The sequence below is a fragment of the Xanthomonas sp. AC360 genome, assembly GCF_979258225.1.
In genome coordinates this window covers 295,666-317,026 of record NZ_OZ409846.1, presented here as the reverse complement: position 1 = coordinate 317,026, position 21,361 = coordinate 295,666, and the positions used below count along the sequence as shown (strand labels likewise).

Annotated in this window: 11 protein-coding genes; 5 read left to right on the top strand and 6 right to left on the bottom strand. The window is 65.0% G+C overall.

Annotation, left to right across the window (positions count from 1 at the left end; all coding sequences use genetic code 11):
* Positions 1–15 precede the first annotated feature (15 nt).
* From ACZZ0O_RS01250 to ACZZ0O_RS01235, 4 genes are all read right to left on the bottom strand, one after another.
* Positions 16–1,086 carry an aldo/keto reductase gene (locus ACZZ0O_RS01250; RefSeq protein ID WP_115562840.1) on the bottom strand — a complete coding sequence of 357 codons (1,071 nt, stop codon included), beginning with the start codon at positions 1,084–1,086 and terminating at the stop codon, positions 16–18.
* Positions 1,087–2,345: 1,259 nt separating this feature from the next.
* Entirely contained in the window at positions 2,346–4,466 is a 2,121-nt protein-coding gene (locus tag ACZZ0O_RS01245; protein ID WP_463592001.1) for a TonB-dependent receptor, read from the bottom strand.
* Between the two features lie 412 nt (positions 4,467–4,878).
* The gene (locus tag ACZZ0O_RS01240) at positions 4,879–7,518 is read right to left on the bottom strand and encodes a hybrid sensor histidine kinase/response regulator (RefSeq protein WP_323522191.1); all 2,640 of its coding nucleotides are present in this window, start codon (positions 7,516–7,518) and stop codon (positions 4,879–4,881) included.
* 204 nt (positions 7,519–7,722) lie between these two features.
* Positions 7,723–8,895 (bottom strand): OprO/OprP family phosphate-selective porin, encoded by a 1,173-nt coding sequence (locus ACZZ0O_RS01235; RefSeq protein ID WP_463592000.1) that lies wholly within the window; start codon positions 8,893–8,895, stop codon positions 7,723–7,725.
* Positions 8,896–9,180: 285 nt separating this feature from the next.
* On the opposite strand from ACZZ0O_RS01235, the gene ACZZ0O_RS01230 reads away from it, so the two are divergent.
* Together ACZZ0O_RS01230 and ACZZ0O_RS01225 are read left to right on the top strand one after the other, a co-directional pair.
* Positions 9,181–10,527 (top strand): dicarboxylate/amino acid:cation symporter, encoded by a 1,347-nt coding sequence (locus ACZZ0O_RS01230; protein WP_463591999.1) that lies wholly within the window; start codon positions 9,181–9,183, stop codon positions 10,525–10,527.
* Between the two features lie 198 nt (positions 10,528–10,725).
* Entirely contained in the window at positions 10,726–13,035 is a 2,310-nt protein-coding gene (locus ACZZ0O_RS01225; RefSeq protein WP_055848385.1) for an NADP-dependent malic enzyme, read from the top strand.
* 593 nt (positions 13,036–13,628) lie between these two features.
* Here ACZZ0O_RS01225 and ACZZ0O_RS01220 read toward each other — a convergent pair.
* Positions 13,629–16,970 (bottom strand): GH92 family glycosyl hydrolase, encoded by a 3,342-nt coding sequence (locus ACZZ0O_RS01220; protein ID WP_463591998.1) that lies wholly within the window; start codon positions 16,968–16,970, stop codon positions 13,629–13,631.
* A 714-nt stretch (positions 16,971–17,684) separates the two neighbouring features.
* Between ACZZ0O_RS01220 and ACZZ0O_RS01215 the strand changes: the two genes are divergently transcribed.
* Genes ACZZ0O_RS01215 through ACZZ0O_RS01205 form a run of 3 tightly spaced genes read left to right on the top strand, consistent with a single transcriptional unit; the run spans position 17,685 to position 20,320 of the window.
* On the top strand, positions 17,685–17,882 hold the full coding sequence (locus tag ACZZ0O_RS01215; RefSeq protein WP_055848389.1) for a zinc-finger domain-containing protein: 198 nt from the start codon (positions 17,685–17,687) through the stop codon (positions 17,880–17,882).
* 10 nt (positions 17,883–17,892) lie between these two features.
* The gene (locus ACZZ0O_RS01210; RefSeq protein ID WP_463591997.1) at positions 17,893–19,005 is read left to right on the top strand and encodes a glycosyltransferase; all 1,113 of its coding nucleotides are present in this window, start codon (positions 17,893–17,895) and stop codon (positions 19,003–19,005) included.
* Positions 18,986–20,320, top strand: a complete 1,335-nt coding sequence (locus tag ACZZ0O_RS01205; RefSeq protein WP_463591996.1) for an O-antigen ligase family protein — start codon at positions 18,986–18,988, stop codon at positions 20,318–20,320. The genes ACZZ0O_RS01210 and ACZZ0O_RS01205 overlap by 20 nt, the downstream gene beginning before the upstream one ends.
* An 85-nt stretch (positions 20,321–20,405) precedes the next feature.
* Here ACZZ0O_RS01205 and ACZZ0O_RS01200 read toward each other — a convergent pair whose 3' ends face one another.
* Positions 20,406–21,326, bottom strand: coding sequence for an LpxL/LpxP family Kdo(2)-lipid IV(A) lauroyl/palmitoleoyl acyltransferase (locus ACZZ0O_RS01200; protein ID WP_463591995.1), 921 nt, complete (start codon positions 21,324–21,326; stop codon positions 20,406–20,408).
* Positions 21,327–21,361 lie beyond the last annotated feature (35 nt).

The following is a 21,361-nucleotide window of genomic DNA, read 5'->3' as shown; positions in this document are numbered from 1 at the left end:
TTGTGCTCCTTCGCGTCAGCTGCGCAGTTGCAGCGCGTGCGTGCCGTAGATCAGCTGCTGCGCCATCGGCCGGCCGATGAAACGCTCCGGGAAGATCGGCGCCAGGCCGCTGACCCGATCCAGCTGCGCCAGTTGGTCGTCGCTGAACACGATCTCCAGCGCGCCGAAGTTGTCTTCGGCCTGTTGCAACGTGCGTGCGCCCATCACCGGCGAAACGACCGCCGGATTGCGCAAGGTCCAGGCAAGCGCCACCTGCGAGCGCGAGGCGCCCAACTCGTCGGCCACCGTGCCAACCACATCGGCGATCTCCAGCGAGCGCGCTGTGAGATGCCCGGTCGAGGCGATCACGCCCTTGCGGCTAGTGGATACATCCGCCGCGTTGTCGTCGGACAGATCGGCGCGGCTGTACTTGCCGGTCAGGATGCCGCCGCCCAGTGGCGACCACGGCAATACGCCCAGGCCCAGCTCGCGCGCCATCGGTAGCAATTCATGTTCGACAGTGCGTTCGACCAGGCTGTATTCGATCTGCAGCGCGACCAAGGGCGACCAGCCACGCAGATCGGCCAGCGTCTGCAATTGCGCCACGCGCCAGGCCGGCGTGTTGCAGATGCCGATGTAGAGCACCTTGCCCGACTGCACCAGATGCTCCAGCCCGCGCATCACTTCGTCCGGCGAGGTGGTGAAGTCCCACGCGTGCAGATACAACAAGTCGATGCGATCGGTGTCGAGTTGACGCAGGCTGGTCTCCACCGAGCGGATCAGATTGAGACGGTGATTGCCACCGGAATTGATGTTGTCCGCATCGCGCGCCATGGTGAATTTTGTCGCCACCACAAAGCGCTCGCGACGCGGCTTGATCAGGCTGCCGACGATGCGCTCGGAGCCGCCGTTGGTGTAATTGACCGCAGTGTCGATGAAGTTGCCGCCGCGGTCTGCATAGGCATCGAAGATGCGCTTGGCTTCGCCTGCATCCGCGCCCCATCCCCATTCCTCGCCGAAGGTCATGGTGCCCAGCGACAGCGGCGAGACGCGCAGCCCGGAGCGGCCGAGCAGGCGATAGTGGTCCAGGGAAAGTGTCTGACTCATGCGTTGTATCTCCCGGTAGTGGTGTCGTGCGTCATGCGATGTACTGTGCCGCCGGCCGGTGAGTCAGCGTGAGCCTGGTGATCCGGCATCCTTGCCTGATCGTCCGAATCGTTAACGCAGCATCGTCAAGCAGCCGCAGCCGCAGCCGCTTGCATGTATTGCAGTGCTCGGTTCGATGTGCGCGGGGCGTTGCCACGTCGAGTGCAAGGCGCCAACGATCACGCACGCAGCGGTCACACAGCCCCTGCAGTGGGTGCGCGTATCAGAGACAAGGCGGTGCGCCTTGTTGGGTTGGCGAGCGAGCGACCAAGACGCCAAGATCTGCGACTTCGCTGCGCAGAGCCCTTGCCCGCCCACCTTCGCGTGTCACGCTGCAAGTACGTCGATGTGGGCTCTTCTGCGGCATCCATGCTGCGTAAGGTCCCGCGACTGTGGGCGGGCAGGGGCTAGTTGAGCTGATCGGTGTGCATAGCTTTCGATAAAACAGTTAGCAAACTGTCTGGTGCGGTGTCATTGCCGCACTCTCGACGCTGTGAGTTTGCTGCAGGGCCCTTGCCCGCCCACCTTCGCGGGACACGCTGCAAGTACGTCCACGTGAGCTCTTCTGCGGCATCCATGCCGCGTAATGTCCCGCGAGGGTGGGCGGGCAGGGGCTAGTTGAGTTGATCGGTGTGCATAGCTTTCGATAAAACAGTTAGCAAACTGTCTGATGCGGTGTCATTGCCGAACTCTCGACGCTGTGAGTTTGCTGCAGGGCCCTTGCCCGCCCACCATCGCGGGACACGCCGTGAATCCATCCCTGGAGGCTCTTACGCGGCATCCATGCCGCGTAAGGTCCCGCGACGGTCGGCGTGCAAGGACCAGTCGAGATGGTCGGTGCGTCTGGTTTCTAGCAAAGCAACCGACTCACTCTCTGGTGCGGTGTCCTCGCCGCTTGCGGGACCGTGTGGTGGCATGGATGCCGCCACCGAGCCTACATGGACGTACTTGCGGCGTGTCCCGTGAGCGGCGAGGGCACCGCGCATTCGACCGACGTGGCTGCATCTAAACGACGTCACGACTCAACATCGCTATCGCTATCGCCGTACGCGGATTGAACGATGTAGACACGTCGGTTGCTGAGCGATAGTGCTTTGCCCGCCCACCTCCACGTGACACGCCGCACGTGTATCTGAGCAGGCTCTATGGCGGCATCCGCGCGCAGCAGCACGCTTGCGCAGGCGTACCGTGCGCAAGCTGCTGACAATTACGCGACGCCATCAGAAATCCAGCGAATACCCCAGCGTCAGCGTGCGGCCGCGGCCGGCGAAATAGCGCAGCGGCTCGACCAGCGCCGATTGCGAGTAGTAGGTGATGTACTGCTTGTCGAACAGGTTGGACACACCCATGCGCAGCGCACCACGCGGCAGCGCGTAGTTGAACGTCGCATCCACCAGCGTGTAGCCGCTGAAGCGCTTGTCCGCTTCGTCGAAGGATTGGCTGAAGGCATGCTGGGCCTGCACGAATGATGACAGCTTCGGCGTCCACTGCGCCGACCATGAAGCGATCACGCGATTGGGCGCCACGTTGAGCCCGTCCAGGCGCGCATCCAGCTGGCCATCGTTGTCGCTGTCGTAGCGGCCGCGCGTGTACGCGTAGGACAGGCGCAGGCGATGTGCGGCATCCAGGCGATAGCCCAGGCTGGCGTCCACGCCCTGCACGCGGGTCTTCTCGCGGCTCATCATGAAAGCGCCGTTGATCGGCACTACGCGCGTGCCCAGATCCGAATTGGACTGGAAGTAGCTCAGATCCGCATCGAACGCGCCACGCGTGAGGCGGGTGCCGGCTTCCACGCTCTTGGTCAGTATCGGCTCCAGCGTGCTCAGGTTGGCTACACGCGTGCCCGGCGTATTGATTGCGCGCAGCACCCGGCCCACATCCGGCATGCCGAAGCCTTCGGAATAGCTGGTGAAGAAACTCACGCCTTCGACTGGTGTGTAGACCAGCCCCGTGTTGTAGAGGGTTTGGTTGAAGTCGAGCGTGCCGCCTTCGACATCGACACGGTTGTAGCGCCACAAGCTCTGGTAGCTGTCGATCTTTAACTCGGCTTCTTCGCGGCGCACGCCGGCGTGCAAGGTGAGCGTGGGCAGCAGCTTGTATTCGCCCTGCACGAACAGCGACAGGTTGCGGTAGTCCGACTCGGGCACGTAGGTGCGTCCGGTGCCGTAGAGATCCTGCTTGCCGGTGTCGGCGAGCAGGTCGATGCCGCCGGTGAGCTTGAGCCGGCTGTCGAACAGATCGTCCTTGGTCAGGCTGACCTTGCTGCCCCACTTGGAGGCCACTGACCGCGATTGGTCGTACAGCGTACCGACCGGTGCGATACGCGGGTCCTGAAACGTGGACGAATTATCCGCGCCGAACAGCCCTTCGAATTCCTGGTTGAACACCATCGCGCTCAGCTGCATGCCGGCCAGATCGTCATCGGTGTAGGACAGGCTGGAGGTCAGCACGTCGTTCCATGGCGCGGTGCCCTGCGGCGTACCGCGCACCGAGGTGGTGGGAAGGCCTTGCGCGCGGTTGCCGGCGATGCCGATGTAGTCGTTGTCGTTCTTGATGCGGTAGCGGTTGACACTGACGCTCAGGCGCTGCGCATCGGTGAGTGCGTAACCGAGCTTGGCCAGCACGTCGTAGCTCTTGGAGGTCATCAGGTCGCCCTGGGTGTTGTCGGCACCGATCGGCCGGCCTTGTCCGTCCACATACAGGCCTTGATCGCTGTAGCTGGCCGAGAACAGGTAATCGAGCTTGTCGGTGCGGCCGTCCACGCGGTAGCGGGTCTCGACGCTGGCGGTTTCTGCACGCACTTGGGAGGTGGGTGCGGTGGCCTGCACGTCGACGTGCTGATTGAGCTCACCGTCTTGCGGACGCCGGGTGATGATGTTGATGGTGCCGCCGGTGGCGCCCAGCCCGTTGATGGCGTTGGCGCCCTGGATCACCTCGATCCGCTCGACCATCGCGTAGTCGATGGTGTGCGCCTCGCGCCCGGTGGGGCGGATCGGATTGGACTGCGGCACGCCGTCGATCAGGATCAACGGTGTGCGCCCGCGCAAGGTTTCGCCGCTACCGTTCATCTTGCCGCGGCTGGGCGTGTACGACGGAATCAAGTTGGCGAGCACGTCGGACGAGTTGCTGGAGATGGTCAGCTGCTGCTGGATCTGCGCCTTGTCGATGATCAACACCGTTTGCGGCGATTCGGCCACGGTCATGCTAGAGCGCGAGGCGGCCACCACCACCGTATCCAGGGTATCGGTGACATCCGATTGTGCGGATGCGCTGGCAGACGCGAGCAGGCAGAGGGTCGCAACGAGCGGCACGCCGGCCGATCCGGAGAGGGGAGATTTCATGGGGCAAAGCACTCCAACGCGCGCTCGGCATCGATGCAGTAGATGCGCGGCGACGCAAAAAAGACGATAGTCAAATGGGAATCATTATCGATAGTCTAGCAGGCGTGAGCCTTGGTGTTCGGCGCGTCAGTCCAAAGCGATGCGCGCATGCGCGTGCGTCGGCAGCACTGCTGCGGTGCCGGAGCGAGGCGATAGCAGTGCAGGCATCGCGCATGTCCAGGCCTCTTGTATGTCCACGCATGCGGCTGCCTGCATCAGAGAGTGACGTACCAAAGATGGGTTGAACACGCGCGCGATGGATTCCGCACGATCACGCGCGCGCGCGCAGCGCTCTCCGTGCGAACACGCCGGCCTCGACAACGCGATGGGTCAGCTGCTGGCGCCTTTACCGACGCACGAAGCCGCCACCGAATCACCCGCGCCGCAGCAGCATCTGCGTCATCAGCGCGCGCAGCGCAGGCGGGCGGACCGGCTTGGACAGAAAGCCCCAGCCCAATTCCTGTGCGTGTTCGCGCAGGGCCGGGTCGGGCTCGGCGGTGACCAAAATGATGCGCGGCTCGCGCTGCCAGCGGCTCACCAATTGCGGCAGCAGCATCGGGCCATAGTGCGTGCCCATGCGTACATCCAGCAGCAGCAATTCCGGTGCTTCGTCGGCGCTTGCATGGGCCAGTGCTTCGTCCGGGCCGCCGGAAAAATCCACGCGGCATTCCCAGCGTTCCAGCAGGGCGCGGGTGGCCTCGCAGACACGCGGGTCGTCGTCCACGCACCACACCCGGCAACCGTGCAGGATGGGGTCGTTGCCGTGTTCGGCGGTGGGCGGCGGCAACTGCGTGGCGATGGCGGCGCGTTCGCCGATCGGCACGGTGACCGAAAACACGCTGCCGCTGCCAAGCGTTGAATGCAGGCCGATGCGGTGGCCCAGCAGGCGGCCGATCCGTTCGACAATCGCCAGCCCCAGCCCGGCGCCGCGGTCGTTGGCCACGCCATCGTCCAGACGGCGGAATTCTTCGAAGATTTCGTGCTGCAAGGCATCCGGAATGCCGGGTCCCTGGTCATGCACTTCGATGCGCAGCCAGCCACCGCGCCGACGGCAGCCGATCAGCACGCGCCCGCGCGGCGTGTAGCGGATCGCGTTGGACAGAAAATTCTGCAGGATGCGGCGCAGCAGGGTTGCGTCGCTCAACACCACCACCGATGTCGGCACCCACTCCAGCACCAAGCCGCGGTCTTCGGCCAGGATGCCGAACTCGCGCGCCAGCGTTTCCAGCAAGGGAGCCAGTGCGAAGTCGCGGACCTGCGTCTTCAGGCTGCCGGCTTCTAGGCGCGAGATGTCGAGCAGGCTGTTGAGGATGGCGTCCTGCGCAGCGAGTGCGCCGTCGATGTTGTCGACCACGCGCGCACTGCCGGGCTCGCGCACCTGCCCGCGCAACACCGACACGAACATGCGCGCGGCATTGAGCGGCTGCAGCAGGTCATGCACCGCCGAGGCGACAAAGCGGGTCTTGTAGCGATTGGCGCTTTCGGCCTCGCGTTTGGCGGCGGCCAGATCGCGGGTGCGCTCGGCCACGCGATGTTCCAGTGCATCGGCCAGCGAGCGCAGTTCGCGGGCGGCGTTCTTGTAGCTGGTGATGTCGGCGTAGCTGGTGACAAACCCGCCATCGGGCAGCGGATTGCCGCGGATTTCCAGCACCGTGCCGTCTTCTTTCTCGCTTTCGCGCATGTGCGGCTTGCCGCTGCGCAGGTGATTGAGCCGTCGCTCGATCGCCGCCTCGATCGGCCCCGGCCCCAGCAGCCCACGGCGGGCATTGAAGCGGAACAGGTCTTCGATCGGGCGGCCGATCTTGAGCAACTCCGGCGGGAAGCGGAACAGCTCCACATAGCGCGAATTCCACGCCACCAGATTGAGCGCCTCGTCGATCACCACCACGCCTTGCGGCAGATGTTCCAGGCTGCGGCTCAGACCGGCGTTGGACTGCTGCGCGGCGGTGACCACGCCGTCCTGGGCGGTGCGCAGTTCTTCTGCATGTTGTTGCAGCAGGGTTTCCAGCTCATGCCGGCTGCGCTGACGCAGTGCCGACAGCCGCCGGCGTTGTTGCACGAATAACCACAACAACGCCAATGCCAGCCAGGCACCCGCAGCGGCGATGGCTGCGGCGCGCCCGGCGGCGGCGCTGGCGCGGGTGTCGTGCAGCAGATGCAGGCGCCAGCCGCTGTCCGGGACTTCCAGCGTTTGCCACAGCACTGGCGCGCCGAGTGGCGGGTCGCGCACCTCGGCCAGAACGCCACCGTTGCCGGTCTGCTCGATCAAGCGCCGACGTAGCGGCAGCAGCCCTTGATTGGCGTATTGGCGGGTGGTCTGCAGTTCGGTGCGGTCGCGCGGGGTGAGCGGCGCCAGCATGCGGTAGCGCCAGCTGGCGCGGCTGGCCAGAAACACCACGCCATGCGCATCGGAGGCCAGCACGATGTCCGGCGTCTGCAGCCATTCGCGCTCCAGTGCGGCCAACGCAATCTTGATCACCACCACGCCCTGCACCTGGCCGGCAGCATCGACGATGGCCTGCGACAGGAAATAGCCTGGCTCGCTGGTGGTCATGCCGATGCCGTAAAAACTGCCGCTGCCGGTGGCCAGCGCCTGCTGGTAATACGGGCGGAAGGCGTAATCCACACCGACATTGCTGCGCACCGCGCGCCAGTTGCTGGCCGCCAGCGCAATGCCGCTGCGGTCGATCAGCGTCAGCGTGGACGACTGGGTGACGTTGTTGGCACGTTCGAGTTTGCGATTGAGCTGCTGCACCTGCGCGGGCGACAGCGGGCCGGAGACCGCCGCGCGCAGCTCCGGGTCCAGCGCCAGAATCTGCGGCAGCGTGCGATAGCGGTCGATGCGTTGTTGCAGCGCTTGCGCATACAGACGCAGCTGCCGGCGCACGGTGGCGCTTTCCTCGCGCAGCGCGTTCTGTTCGACAAAGTGCCTGGCCGCCAGCATGGCCACGACCATTCCGCCCAGCACGATGACCAGGGTGAGCAGCAGACGGCGGCGATGCGAGACATACATGCGGCAAGTATGGCGTTCCGCTCCCGCACGCGCAGCCATCGCCTGATCGCGCGACAGACAAGCGCGCCAAAACGACAACGGCCGCACCCGTGACAGGGTGCGGCCGTATCGGAACATTGGCTGCCGTCTAAGACGACAGCAGCGCGTGAATCACACCAGTGCGCGGCAGTACATTGCCCGCGCGCTGGGTTGCGTCAGCGATGCTTAGAACTGCACCTGTGCGCGCAGCTCCATCACGTGCGGGGTTTCATGCACGCCATTGCGCGAGGAATCCACCCAGCTGTAGTTGGCCTGGAACTTGAAGTGGCTGGTGAGGTACCAGTTGGCGCCGATCGTGGTGTCGTGCTGACGGCCGCCGTGGATGTTGTTGTCTTCCAGATTCAGGCGGCTATAGCGGGCAGTCAGTTCGACCGCGCCGTAGTCGTGTGCGGGCTTGATGTTGCCCGGCACGCCGCCGGCATAGCTGCGCGACTCGCCGGTCAGCGACCAGGTGCCGTAGACGTACTGGCCCTGGGCGATGAAGTGCGGCTGGCCGGCATTACGCGCCACTTCGGCACGCAGGGCTTCGCTCTGCAGCGAGAACGGGCCATGGATCCAGACCGCTTCCACGCCGGTGCGGATCACGTGGTCCACATTAAGGATGGTGCCGGTGTCGATCAGGCGCACATCGGTCAGGCCGGCTTCCGGGCGGGCACGCAGGCGCACACGCGGGCTGAAGGACACGCCGCGGCCATCGCTGAAACCGCGCGGGTTTTCGACCGAGCCGGCGATGCCCAGGTGCAGCACGTCGCCTTCGGCCTTGAACGGGGTCCATGCCGCATGCACGGCCTGGGTGGTGCCGGGATTGTCGCCCTGCAGATCCTTGCCGCCGTACGCGCCGGCCTGCAACAGGTACTGCGGACGCTCCAGGGTCCATTCCACGCCGGTCCGGCGGCCCTGGAACACTGCCTGCACCGGCAGGCCCAGTTCCATGAAGCTGCCCGCGCGCGAGCTCTGCACCGCTTCCAGACCCACCGGCACCTTCATGTAGCCCAGGCGCACGCGGCCGTAATCCTGGCCCAGCAGCGCCTTGGTCTCGACGCGGAAGAACACGTCCAGCCACAGCTTGGCTTCGAAGTCGAAATACACCATGGCGTCGTAGACGCCCTTCTTCTTGATGGTGGCGCCGAATTCCTTGCGGCGGAAATCGTTGCGGTCTTCCAGGCGATCGTCGCCGGAGAAGTTGTTGTCGTCGTAGGCGTAGTTGCCGGTCAGACCCAGCTCGGTGCCATCACCGAAGGTGTACTTGGTCGGCCAGTTTTCGATCGAGGTGGCTGCATTGGCAGCGGCGGGGACGATGGCGATAGCCAACGCCAGAACAAGCAGATTGAGGCGCATATGGAATGGTCTTCGGCAATGAAAGGGGTCGGGCGTCCTGCCATGGCGATCGCGGTGAACAGCTTCAGCAAGCGCGCAGGTCCGGGCGGCGACTGCACAGAAACGTCGGTGTCTGCGTTAAATGGAATTAACGGCCGGCGGCGGCGCGGCTGAAGTGTAAGGCGACGTTCAGCCCGCCGACAGTGCGTAGTACCAATGGGTTATCGGCCCTGCCTGTGACGTGCGCCCAGAATGCCTGCACCGGGTGCCTGCTCAGGCACCCTCCAGTTCCTTCGGAGTGGTGTCATGCACATCAGCAAGCCTGCCGGCCCGGTGCCGGCGTCCGTGCCCTTCTACCGCCAGCTGTATTTCCAGGTGGTGGTGGCGATCGTCCTCGGCGCCCTGTTGGGCCACTTCGAGCCGGCCTTCGCCGAAAGCCTCAAGCCGCTGGGCGACGCTTTCATCAAGCTGGTGAAGATGATCATCGCCCCGGTGATCTTTCTGACCATCGTTACCGGCATCGCCGGCATGACCCACCTCAAGACGGTGGGCCGGGTCTTCGCCAAGTCGATGACCTACTTCCTGTTCTTCTCCACGCTGGCGCTGATCGTCGGCATGATCGTCGCGCACGTGGTGCAGCCGGGCGCCGGCATGAACATCAACCCGGCCGAGCTGGACCAGAGTGCGGTCAACACCTACGTGCAGAAATCGCACGAGCTGAGCCTGGTCGGCTTCCTGATGGACATCATCCCGGCCACGCTGATCAGCGCGTTCGTCGATGGCAACATCCTGCAGGTGCTGTTCGTGGCGGTGCTGTTCGGTATCGCGCTGGCGCTGGTGGGCGAACGTGGCCGCCCGGTGCTGAGCTTCCTGGAAGCGTTGACCGCCCCGGTGTTTCGCCTGGTGCACATGCTGATGAAGGCCGCGCCGATCGGTGCGTTTGGTGCGATCGCCTTCACCATCGGCAAGTACGGTGTGGAATCGCTGGTCAATCTGGCCTGGCTGGTGGGCTCGTTTTACCTGACCTCGCTGTTCTTCGTGCTGGTGATCCTGGGGATCGTCTGCCGTCTATGCGGCTTCTCCGTGCTCAAGCTGATCCGCTACCTCAAGGCCGAGTTGCTGCTGGTGCTGGGCACCTCCTCGTCGGAGTCGGCGCTGCCGTCGCTGATGGAAAAGATGGAAAAGGCCGGCTGCGAGAAGTCGGTGGTGGGCCTGGTCGTGCCGACCGGCTATTCGTTCAACCTGGACGGCACCAATATCTACATGACCCTGGCGGCGCTGTTCATCGCCCAGGCCACCAACGTGGACCTGACCCTGGGCCAGCAGATCACCTTGCTGGCGGTGGCGATGCTCAGCTCCAAGGGCGCGGCTGGCGTGACCGGTGCCGGCTTCATCACCCTGGCGGCCACGCTGTCGGTGGTGCCGGACGTGCCGGTGGCCGGCATGGCGCTGATCCTGGGCGTGGACCGCTTCATGAGCGAGTGCCGCTCGCTGACCAACTTCATCGGTAACGCGGTGGCCACGGTGGTGGTGTCGCGCTGGGAAAACGCGCTGGACCGCGACCAGCTCAAGCTGGTGCTGGATGGCGGCGAGCCGCCGTTGCAGGCGCCGGTGGCCTCGGCCGGCGGCGTCGCCCCGATCAGCGCGCGCTGATGCTTCCTACGGCCCTGTTCTCCGTCGGCGTATCCGGCGGGGTGCAGGGCCGTTTTCGGTTCCAGCTAGCACCGGCTGCAGCGCACGACGCGCCGCAGCATGCAATCTCCCTGCCGCGCTGACAGCTGCGCGACAGGCCCTTGTTCAGGCAGGAGGGTAGAATTCAGCCCTCCTGCGCCTTCGAGACTCACACAGCCGATGTCCAACGACGACTTCAAACAGGCCGCCCTCGACTATCACCGCCAGCAGCCGGCCGGCAAGATCAAGGTCACCGCGACCAAGCCGATGCTGACCCAGCGCGATTTGTCGCTGGCGTATTCGCCGGGCGTGGCCTTCGCCTGCGAGGCGATCGTCGAAGAACCCACCCAGGCCAGCGAGCTCACCGCGCGCGGCAACTTGGTGGCGGTCATCACCAACGGCACCGCCGTGCTGGGCCTGGGCAACATCGGCCCGCTGGCGTCCAAGCCGGTGATGGAAGGCAAGGGCGTGCTGTTCCAGAAGTTCGCCGGCATCGATGTGTTCGACATCGAAATCAACGAGAACGACCCGGATAAGCTGGTGGATATCATCGCCAGCCTGGAGCCGACCTTCGGCGGCATCAATCTGGAAGACATCAAGGCGCCGGAATGCTTCATCGTCGAGCGCAAGCTACGCGAGCGCATGAACATCCCGGTGTTCCATGACGATCAGCACGGCACTGCGATCATCGTCGGCGCCGCGGTGCTCAACGCGCTGGTGGTCACCGGCAAGAAGATCGAAGAGGTCAAGCTGGCCACCACCGGCATGGGCGCCGCCGGTATTTCCTGCGTCAACATGCTGGTCTCGCTGGGCCTGAAGCCGGAGAACATCCTGGCGCTGGATCGCGACGGCGTGATCCACACCGGCCGCACCGATCTGGATCCGGACAAGCAGCGCTACGCACGCGACACCGACAAGCGCACGCTGGCCGAGATCGTCGAAGGTGCGGATATCTTCCTGGGCCTGTCGGCGGCCGGCATCCTCAAGCCGGAAATGGTCGCCACGATGGCGCGCCAGCCGGTGATCTTCGCGCTGGCCAATCCCAACCCGGAGATCACCCCGGAAGCGGCCAAGGCAGTGCGTCCGGATTGCATCATTGGTACCGGCCGCTCGGACTATCCGAACCAGATCAACAACGTGCTGTGCTTCCCGTATCTGTTCCGCGGCGCGCTGGACGTGGGTGCCACCGGCATCAACGAAGAGATGAAGATCGCCTGCGTCAAGGCGATTGCGGCGATGGCGCGGCGCGAGGCCTCCGACCTGGGCGCGGCCTATGGCGGCGAGACCCCGAGCTTTGGCCCCGAGTATCTGATCCCGCGTCCGCTGGACCCACGTCTGCTGGTGGAGCTGTCGTCGGCGGTTGCGCAGGCGGCGATGGACTCGGGCGTGGCCACGCGCCCGATCGCCGACATGGAGGCCTATCGCGACAAGCTCAGCCAGTTCGTCTACCGCACCAGCCTGATGATGAAGCCGGTCTACGACCGCGCGCGTGCCGACAAGCAGCGTGTGGTGTATGCCGAAGGCGAAGAAGAAGTGGTGCTGCGCGCGGTGCAGAACGTGGTCGACGAAGGCCTGGCCTTCCCGATCCTGATCGGCCGCCCGGACGTGATCGAAGCGCGTATCGAACGCATGGGCCTGCGCCTGACCGCCGGCGTGGACTTCGAGATCACCAATATTCTCGACGACCCCCGCTTCAACGAATACTGGCAGTACTACCACGCGCTCACCGAGCGTCGCGGCGTCACCGTCACTGCCGCCAAGGAGCTGATGCGCTCGCGCCCGACCCTGATCGCCGCGGTGATGGTGGCGCGCGGCGAAGCCGATGCGATGCTGTCCGGCGTGGTGGGGCGCTTCCACAAGAAGCTGGGCTACGCCCGCAGCGTGATCCCGCTGGAGCCGCGCGTGAGTTCCACCTCGGCGATGACCGGGGTGATCAACCAGCTGGGCGTGTTCTTCTTCCTGGACACGCATGTGCAGGAAGACCCCACTGTCGAACAGGTGGTCGAAGCCACCCTGCAGGCCGCCTATCGCCTCAAGTTGTTCGGTATCGAACCCAACATCGCGCTGCTGTCGCACTCCAACTTCGGCAGCCACGACTCACGCGACGCGCTGAAGATGCGCCAGGTGCGCGAAGCGCTGCTCAAGCGCAAGCCCGAGCTCAACATCGACGGCGAAATGCAGGGCGACACCGCCTGGGACGAAGCGCTGCGCAAGCAGATCATGCCCAACAGCACCTTGAAGGGCCGCGCCAACCTGTTCGTGCTGCCGAATCTGGAAGCGGCCAACATCGCCTACAACCTGGTGCGCGTGTTCACCGACGGCGTGGCGATCGGCCCGATCCTGATGGGCATCTCCAAGCCGGTGCACATCCTCACCACCAGCGCCACCTCGCGCCGGGTGATGAACATGACCGCGATCGCCGCGGTAGATGCGCAGATCCGCAGGCAACGCGATGCGGAAAAAGCGGCGGCTGAAAAGGGCAACGCTTGAGTTGATGCGGTAACGGCTGGGTTGTGCTGGCAAGCATTCGATCAACGGGGCAATGGTTGATCGAGTGCCAGCAGTCGGCCGCAAGGCGACGGTTATCGACGTGCTAGCAATCAGCCGGCGAGGCAATGGCTGAGCGACGTGCCAACAGTCAGCCGACAAGTAGCAGTTGATCCGAAGTGGCAGCAGTCAGCCGACAAGGAGCAGTTGATCTGATGTGGCAGCAGTCAGCTGACAAGCAACAGTTGATCTGATGTGGCAGCAGTCAGCTGACAAGCAACAGTTGATCTGAAGTGCCAGCAGTCAGCCTACAAGGAGCAGTTGATCCGAAGTGGCAAGCGCTCGGTCGACAGGGCAACGACGGAAACCTGTCGAGAACCTTGTTGCTACAAGACATCGAGCAGCGCAACACCCAGTGCGCAGTCACTGCCTGAAAGCCCCTCTCCCCTCGGGAGAGGGGTTGGGGTGAGGGCACGATCCACCCTCAGCAGCGAATCAGCGTTGCCACCCACTGAAACGCTGATCAACGACGCAAGCGACAACGCCTCGCGTTCCTTCGTCACTCAAAAGCGATCACGCCAGCAGTCATCCCCTTCTCAACGCGCATCCGAAACAGCACCCAATAGCTCGATTTCGGCCAACTGCGCGCGCGCAGGCATCGTCAGCCGCAGCCGATACTCCGCATACGCGCCAGGCGTCGCAATCCGAAACGGGCGCGTCTGCAACGGCCACTGAAAACGCTCGTCGCTGCGTTGATCGACCACCCGCCACGCACCACCTGCATTGCGCGCTTCCAACGTCCAGCCAGCTGCAGCAATCGCCGCACTGCCATTGGTCAAGGTGTACAGCGTCGCCTTGCCAGGTTCGAGTCCACTCAGCGTCAACGTCGACACGGCCGATAGCGCACCGACCGTGCCTGCATCGTCATCATGCAGCGCCGCGATATCGCGGCCATCGTCCATCACAATGCGCGCGGTAGCACCCAGCAGATCGTGCAACGGGGCAGGGCGCTGCCCGGCCGGCGTCAACGATGGCGGCACATCCTTCGGTCCGCTCCCCCAGCGCGATGGCGTGGGGCCCATCACAAACTCCAGCGTCGCGCCCTTGGCGATGTCCGCATGCGCCAACCAGGTCTTGTGCCACGGCTTGCCGTTGAGCTTGAGCGATTGCACGTACACATTTTGCGGCGAGTTCTGCGGCGCATTGACCACAAGCGTACCGCCATCGGGCAAGCGCACCTTTGCATGCTTGAACAGCGGCGAGCCGATCACATACTCCGGCGTGCCCATGCGCAACGGATACAGCCCCAGCGCTGCGAACAGATACCACGCCGACATCTCGCCGTTGTCTTCATCGCCGGCATAGCCCTGGCCGATCTCGCTCCCCAGATACAGGCGCGACAGGATCTCGCGCGTCAGTTGCTGGGTTTTCCACGGCTGGCCAGCGAACAGATACATCCACGGAATATGGTGCGCGGTCTGGTTGCTGTGCGCATACATGCCCAGGCGCACGTCGCGCGCCTCGGTCATTTCGTGGATGGTGTCTCCGTAAGAGCCGGCAAATTTTGCCTCGGCGGTTTCCGGTGTGGCAAAGAAAGTATCCAGTTTTGCCGCCAATGCGGCGCGCCCGCCGTAGAGCGAGGCCAACCCTTCGCCATCGTGCGGCGCGGTGAACGCGAACGTCCAGCCGCTGGATTCGGTGTAGTCATTGCCCCACACGCGCGGGTCGTAGTGCGCCGCATCCACCCGCCAGCGCCCCTCCGCGTTTCGCCCCTGAAAAAAACCGATTGCCGGATCGAATAGTGCCGAATACCCGGCCGCACGCTGGCGGAAATACATCGCCTCGGTCGCATAGCGCTCGCGCACGTTCGCGTTGGTCGCCTGCCTGGCTAATCCATCGGCCATGTTGGCGATGCCGAAGTCGTTGAGCGCGCCTTCCATCGACCACGACATGCCTTCGTGCGTATCGGTATCGGCGTAGCCGCGGAAGGTTGAACGCGCCATGCCTTTGCGGCCTACGTGACGATCCGGCGCCACCACGGTGGCGTTCTTGAGCGCAGCGGTGTACGCCTCGGCCGGGTCGAAGCCTTGCACGCCCTTGAGCCAGGCATCGGCAAACGCCACATCCGAACTGGTACCGACCATCAGGTCGGCGTAGCCGGGCGAAGACCAACGCGCAATCCATCCCCCCGCACGCGCTTGCTCGATAAAGCCTTGCACAAAGGTTCCGGCAGCGTCGGGCGCAAACAGCGCATAGGCCGGCCACGCGGTGCGAAAGGTGTCCCACAACCCATTGTTGACGTAGACCCGGCCATCGCGGATCGGTGCAAAACTGCGCACCGCGCTGCCGTCGATGTTGTCGTCCAACCAGCTGTTCTGGCTTGCGTAACGCCAGTCGGGTGCGTCTGCATTCCCTGCGTTTTCATGCGCGGAGTTCGGGTACAGATGCAGCCGATAGAGATTGGAATACAGCGTGGTTTTCTGGTCGGCAGTCGCATCGGGCACATCGAACCGCCCCAGTAATGCGTCCCACGCATCCTGCGCTTGCGCGGCGATCTGCTCGAAGGATGCTTGCGGTGCGATTTCCAACGCCAGGTTGTGTCTGGCCTGTTCCAGCGAGATCAACGAGGTGGCGATGCGCATCTGCACCTGACGCGCTTTACCAGCATCGAACTTGATCCAGCCGGTGGGTCGCCCGGTATCGATGCGGCCGCTAGATGTCCACGGCCGATCGAAGCTCGCAACCACATACATGCGTGTCGCACCGGTCGACAGCCCGCTGCGCACATCGGTGTAACCGGACAGGGTCTGCGTCGCGGCATCCAGACGCAGTCCGCCGCGCGCATCTACATTGTCGAACAGCAGATTGGCATCGCCGTGATCCGGGAAGCGAAAGCGGAACAGTGCCGCATGGTCGGTCGGTGCGATCTCGGCGTGCAGGCCATTGTCGAACTGCACCGCGTAGCGGTACGGGCGCGCTATTTCATTGGCATGCGAAAACGCCAGCGCACGCTTGCTGCGATCGGCTTCGGGCACACCCGCGCCGACTGAGGGCATGACTTGAAAGGTCTGCCGGTCGCCCATCCACGGACTGGGTTGATGACTCAGCGCCAGCGCCTGCAGGCGTGGCCGGTTGTCGGCATCGTTCTGCTCGTTCCAGCGGTACAGCCAGGTCAGCGTTCCCGCATCGGTCACCGGCGTCCAGAAGTTGAATCCATGCGGCACCGCCGTGGCGGGGAAATTGTTGCCGCGCGAAAACGTGCCGTTGGACTGCGTACCCCGCGTGGTCAATACCCAGTCCGACGGGCGTGCTGGCGTCGGCAGCGGCACATCGCCCAGCGCGATGTCGTCGATCCAGCCGGCCGCTGATGCGCCTGCGGGCGGTGCGAGCTCCAGCTCGATCGCCCGCACGCGTCGCCCACGCAGGCCGGTCACCTCGCCCAGTCGCACTTCCTTGCGCGCCCACTGCTGCGGATACAAGGTCTTCGACTGTCCTTGCGCACGCGCACCTATCGCCACGCCATGCTGGTCGTGCGCCTGGCTCGCCGACAACCGCGTGCCATCGTCAAAGACCAGATCCAGCGATACATAGGTCGAGGCGACATGATCGGTGCCGACGCTCTCCGGCAGCACCATCCACGACAAGGTGGTCTGCGCGTCGATCACGATGTCGGTGGCAAACAAGGTGCGCCTTCCCGTACCGCTGCTGTCGTAACGCAGCGCATGCGCGCCGCTGTAGCCGGCGCTGGGCTTGGCCGCGTAGGGCGCAGCAGGGCCGCTGCCGACCGCGATCCGCACATCGCCAGGCATCGCTTGGAGCGGCATGGGCTGCCCTTGATCGAAGGAACTGGCAAACCCGCCTGCCGCACCTGCATGCGCAGATGCGAGTGCCAACGCAACAACCAACGGCAAACGCCGCACAACGACCGACAGACTCACGTGGTGGTGTCTCCTTGAGGGCGGACCAGCAGCAGCGCGTTCATCGCCGCCCCGGTTGCGTCGCATGGACGCTGCGCTGCAATGCCGGCAGCGGCCGAGAGGGATGCGTGCTGTTCGATCCGCACAGATTCGGGTGCCGGCCGATCGTGGACAAAACACCGAGCGCACGCAAGCGAGCTGTGCGCTGGATGCTGCGCCGCTGGGCGTGCGGGAGGTGAGAGAGTCATCCAAATGCCGCTCTTCCATATCGACGTTTGCGCAGTCACCTCGATGAGCGCTCACCGATGACCGTTCACCATGCAAGGCACCGCACATCTCGACCGCTCCGGTTGCTACCGACAACGGCGAGACCTGCGTAACGACTCTGTGGTGGGCAAGCAGTTCTGCCTTGCATCAACGCGAGCGACCATCAATCGCGCTGCGCGTCCGGCAGCAAGGTGCATTGATACGCAGCACCGGCCAGCGCCCTTTGGGCAGCACGATTCGGTCATCCGTTCCCGGGTGGCGCCCTCCGGTGCGCTTTGTTAGCGCTCCCAACCCCACGATCCCGATGCCGCCCCTGGCTCGGCAACTCACGCTCATTCATGTGGGCCACGCCCGTCTTCCCGGCTGCCAATCGCATGCGCAAGCAAAACGCCCGCAACTGCGCGGCCCTGCGCATGCAGGCAGGCTGCTAGAATCCGGGCTCTGTCTTCGTTTACCGATCGCACCGCCATGAGCCAGACCGCCACCGCGCCCGCCAATGCCGAAAAGCGTTACACCGTGCAGCGGGCAGACCTGCCGCTGAGCTGCCCGACGCCGCAGATGGCGCTGTGGAACTCGCATCCGCGCGTGTATCTGCCGATCGAAGACGAACCCAACGGCGAAGCCAAGTGCCCGTATTGCGGCTCGCTGTTCGTACTCGCCGACTGATCCTGGCTGCATGCACCGCCTGACCGTGGTGCAATTGCTGCCGGCGCTGCAGTCCGGCGGCGTGGAACGCTCCACCCTGGAAATCACTGCCGCGCTAGTGCGCGCCGGCCATCGCGCCGTGGTCGTATCGGCTGGCGGGCGCCTGGTCCCGCAGTTGCTGGAAGCCGGCGGTGAGCACCTGACCCTGGATATCGGCCGCAAGTCGCTGCTGACTCTGCGCCACGTGGTCAGCCTGCGTCGTCTGTTTGCCGAACTCGGTGCCGACATCGTGCACGCGCGTTCGCGGCTGCCGGCCTGGTTGGGCTGGTACGCGCTGCGCGGGATGCCCGCAGCCACGCGCCCGCGCTTCGTCACCACCGTGCACGGGCTCAATTCGCCCAGCCGCTACAGCGCGGTCATGACCTATGGCGAACGCGTCATCTGCGTCTCGCAAACCGTGCGCGACTATGTCTGCACGCACTATCCGCAGACCGATCCGGCGCATCTGCGCACGATTCCGCGTGGCGTCGACATCGCCCAGTTTCCGCGCCGCTTGCGACCGGATCGGCGCGCGCGCAGCTGGGCGCAGACCCTCTTGCCTGGGCTGCCGTCCGACGCACCGCTGTTGCTGCTGCCGGGGCGCGGCACGCGCTTGAAGGGCCATGCCGATGGTCTGCAACTGCTGGCCGATGTGCGCGCTGCCGGCGTGCCGGCCTGGCTGTGGCTGCCGGGTGCGCGCGAACCCGGGCGCGAGGCGTATGTGCGCGAGCTGGAAGCCGAAGCAGCGCGGTTGGGGGTGGCCGAAGCGGTCGCCTTCACCGAGCCCACCACGCGCATTGCCGATGCCTATGCCGCCAGCGATCTGGTGCTGCAGCTGTCGCGCAAGCCCGAAGCCTTCGGCCGTACCGTGGTCGAGGCTTTGTCGGTGGGCCGGCCGGTCCTGGGCTGGCAGCATGGCGGCGTTGGCGAATTGCTTGCCGAGCTGCAGCCCGACGGTGCGGTGCCGGCCTTCGATGCCGATGCACTGCGCGCTCAGGCACTGCAGCTTCTGCAGCACCCGCCCACACCGCCGGCGGTCCTCCCCTATACGTTGCAGGCCATGCAATCGGCCACCTTGAAGGTCTATGACGAACTCCGCCGCTGACGCTCCAATAAGCGCGCCCGCATTGACGCCCGATGCCGGGCGCTGGGCGCCGCTATGGGTACTCCTGTTTGTCGCGCTGTGGCCTACGCCCGGCTTGGCCGAAACGGTGCTGTCGCTGGGCGCGTTGTTCGCGGCGTATCGCTTGCTGCACGCACGTTTTCGCGGTGGCACACGCCTGCTCAGCGGTGCGGCCTGGGCCCTGACCAGTGTGTTGTTCTTTGCGTACTGGCTGCCGCAGATGCTGTCCGCGTTCGATGCGATGGATGTCGGTCGCGCGTTGCGTAAATCAGCCACCGATCTGCGCTATCTGCCTTTCATGTGGCTGTGCGCGATGGCGGTGGCCAATGCGCAGCGGCGACGCCGCACCTTCATCGGCCTGGCGGTGATCGGCGGGGTGTGGACGCTGGACGCGCTATTGCAGGCTGCCATCGGCAGCAGCCCCTTGTTCTTCGCGCTGGATCAACTCAAGCAGCTGATCAGCGGCCACGGACTGTGCACGCCGCAGGAGCTGGCGCTGGCCGACCGCCTCAGCGGCGTGCTGGGGCCGTGCAATCTCAAGTTCGGGCAGACCCTGGCCAGCCTGTCGCCGTTCCTGCTGCTGGCACTGGGGCGGCGCAATGTCTGGGCCTGGGCGGGCGCGGCGGCGGCGGTCGGCGTGGTGCTGGTGTTGGCGGGGTCGCGCGCCTCGTGGATCACCTACGGCGTGATCGTGCTGCTGTCCGGCTGGCAACTGTTGGGCGGCCGGCGCCTGCTGGCAGTTGCGGTGGCTGGCGTGCTGCTGGCTGGTGGCGTTGTGGCGGTGGCACCACAGGCACGCGAGCGCATCCAGCGCACCACCCTGGCATTTGGCAATGGCGAGCAGGGCGTGGATCAGGCCTTGTCCGGGCGCGGCCAGATCTGGGGCGCAGCGCTGTGCATGATCCGCGCACATCCACTCAATGGGGTGGGCGCGCGCGGGTTTCGACAGGCATATCCAGCCTGCAATCCGGCCCCTACACAGGCGCCGGCCTGGGGCGATGGCCCGGCCTTCCACGCGCATCAGATCGTGCTGGAAATTCTGGCCGAAACCGGTGTGATCGGCTTGCTGCTATGGCTGGCCGGTGCGGCGCAGGCCTGGCGTGCGTGGCGCTATTCCAGTGTGGCTGCGCGCGAGCAGGCGCGGCCGGCGATGATCGCGTTAGTGGCCACCGTCTTCCCGCTCAATACCCATCTGGCGTTCTATTCCAGCTTCTGGGGTGGCTTGAGTCTGATGCTGGCCGGGTTGTATGCCGGCGCGTTGCTCAACGACGACGCGGATCAGCCGCCGCTGGGTTGAGTAGCTGGCATCGTAATGGCGGGTGTCGGGCAGGGGAGACCTGCGCGCCACCCGCCGTCATCGGCGCGCCACCTGCGGCGACAGCTCACTGATAGAACGCGCTGCGCCCACCCGGCTGACGCTTGAAGCGGCGGTGGATCCACAGGTATTGATCCGGCGCTTCGCGCACCATGTCCTCGATCGCCGCATTGACCTGCGTGGTATCGGCGATCACATCCTCCGACGGAATCCCTGCCAGCGGCGGCGCAATCTTGAGGATGTAGCGGCCGCCTTCGCGGCGATGGAAATACGGCACCACCGCGCAACCGGTCAACCGTGCCAGCTGATGGGTGGCCGTGATGGTGGAGGCCGGGTGCCCGAAAAACGGCACGAACACGGTGTCCTTGCCGCGCATGTCCTGGTCCGGCGCGTACCACAGGAAACCGCCGCGCTTGAGGTGCTTGATGGTGGCGCGCAGATCCTCGTTGGCGAACATGTGCGTGGCATAGCGCAAGCGGCCGCGCTTGACCGCCCATTCGAACACCGGGTTTCGGTGCTTGCGGTACATGCCGGCCAGCGGTATGTGGTCGCACAGTAGCCGCCCGCACATTTCCAGCGTCATGAAGTGGCCGGACACCAGCAGCACGCCGCGCTTTTGTTCCTGCAGTTGTTGCAGATGCTCCAGTCCTTCGATCTGCACGCCTGGGCGAATGGCGTCGATGCTGCCCCACCACGCACGCGCAAATTCGAACAGGCCCACGCCCAGCGCATCGAAACTATCCCGCAGCAGTCGCGCTCGCCACGCATCGTCCTGCTCGGGAAAGCACAATTTGAGGTTGACCTCTGCAGCACGCCGACGCGTGCCCGCCACGCGCATCGCGATCCAGCCCACGCCACGGCCAACTGCGCGTTGCAGCGTCCAGGGCAGGCGCCCGGCCAGCACCATCACCGCAAGGACCAGGTACATGGGCCAATGCTTGGGGTTGCGCAGGGAGGGGCGGACGGCGACGTTGGCGGACTCGGACATAGTGCGATTCTAAGGGATCGGGCGCATCGGGCAGC

Excerpts from the sequence above, each read along its gene's own strand:
- ACZZ0O_RS01250 (WP_115562840.1), bottom strand. The coding sequence starts at position 1,086 with ATGAGTCAGACACTTTCCCTGGACCACTATCGCCTGCTCGGCCGCTCC.
- ACZZ0O_RS01245 (WP_463592001.1), bottom strand. The coding sequence starts at position 4,466 with ATGAAATCTCCCCTCTCCGGATCGGCCGGCGTGCCGCTCGTTGCGACC.
- ACZZ0O_RS01240 (WP_323522191.1), bottom strand. The coding sequence starts at position 7,518 with ATGTATGTCTCGCATCGCCGCCGTCTGCTGCTCACCCTGGTCATCGTG.
- ACZZ0O_RS01235 (WP_463592000.1), bottom strand. The coding sequence starts at position 8,895 with ATGCGCCTCAATCTGCTTGTTCTGGCGTTGGCTATCGCCATCGTCCCC.
- ACZZ0O_RS01230 (WP_463591999.1), top strand. The coding sequence starts at position 9,181 with ATGCACATCAGCAAGCCTGCCGGCCCGGTGCCGGCGTCCGTGCCCTTC.
- ACZZ0O_RS01225 (WP_055848385.1), top strand. The coding sequence starts at position 10,726 with ATGTCCAACGACGACTTCAAACAGGCCGCCCTCGACTATCACCGCCAG.
- ACZZ0O_RS01215 (WP_055848389.1), top strand. The coding sequence starts at position 17,685 with ATGAGCCAGACCGCCACCGCGCCCGCCAATGCCGAAAAGCGTTACACC.
- ACZZ0O_RS01210 (WP_463591997.1), top strand. The coding sequence starts at position 17,893 with ATGCACCGCCTGACCGTGGTGCAATTGCTGCCGGCGCTGCAGTCCGGC.
- ACZZ0O_RS01205 (WP_463591996.1), top strand. The coding sequence starts at position 18,986 with ATGACGAACTCCGCCGCTGACGCTCCAATAAGCGCGCCCGCATTGACG.
- ACZZ0O_RS01200 (WP_463591995.1), bottom strand. The coding sequence starts at position 21,326 with ATGTCCGAGTCCGCCAACGTCGCCGTCCGCCCCTCCCTGCGCAACCCC.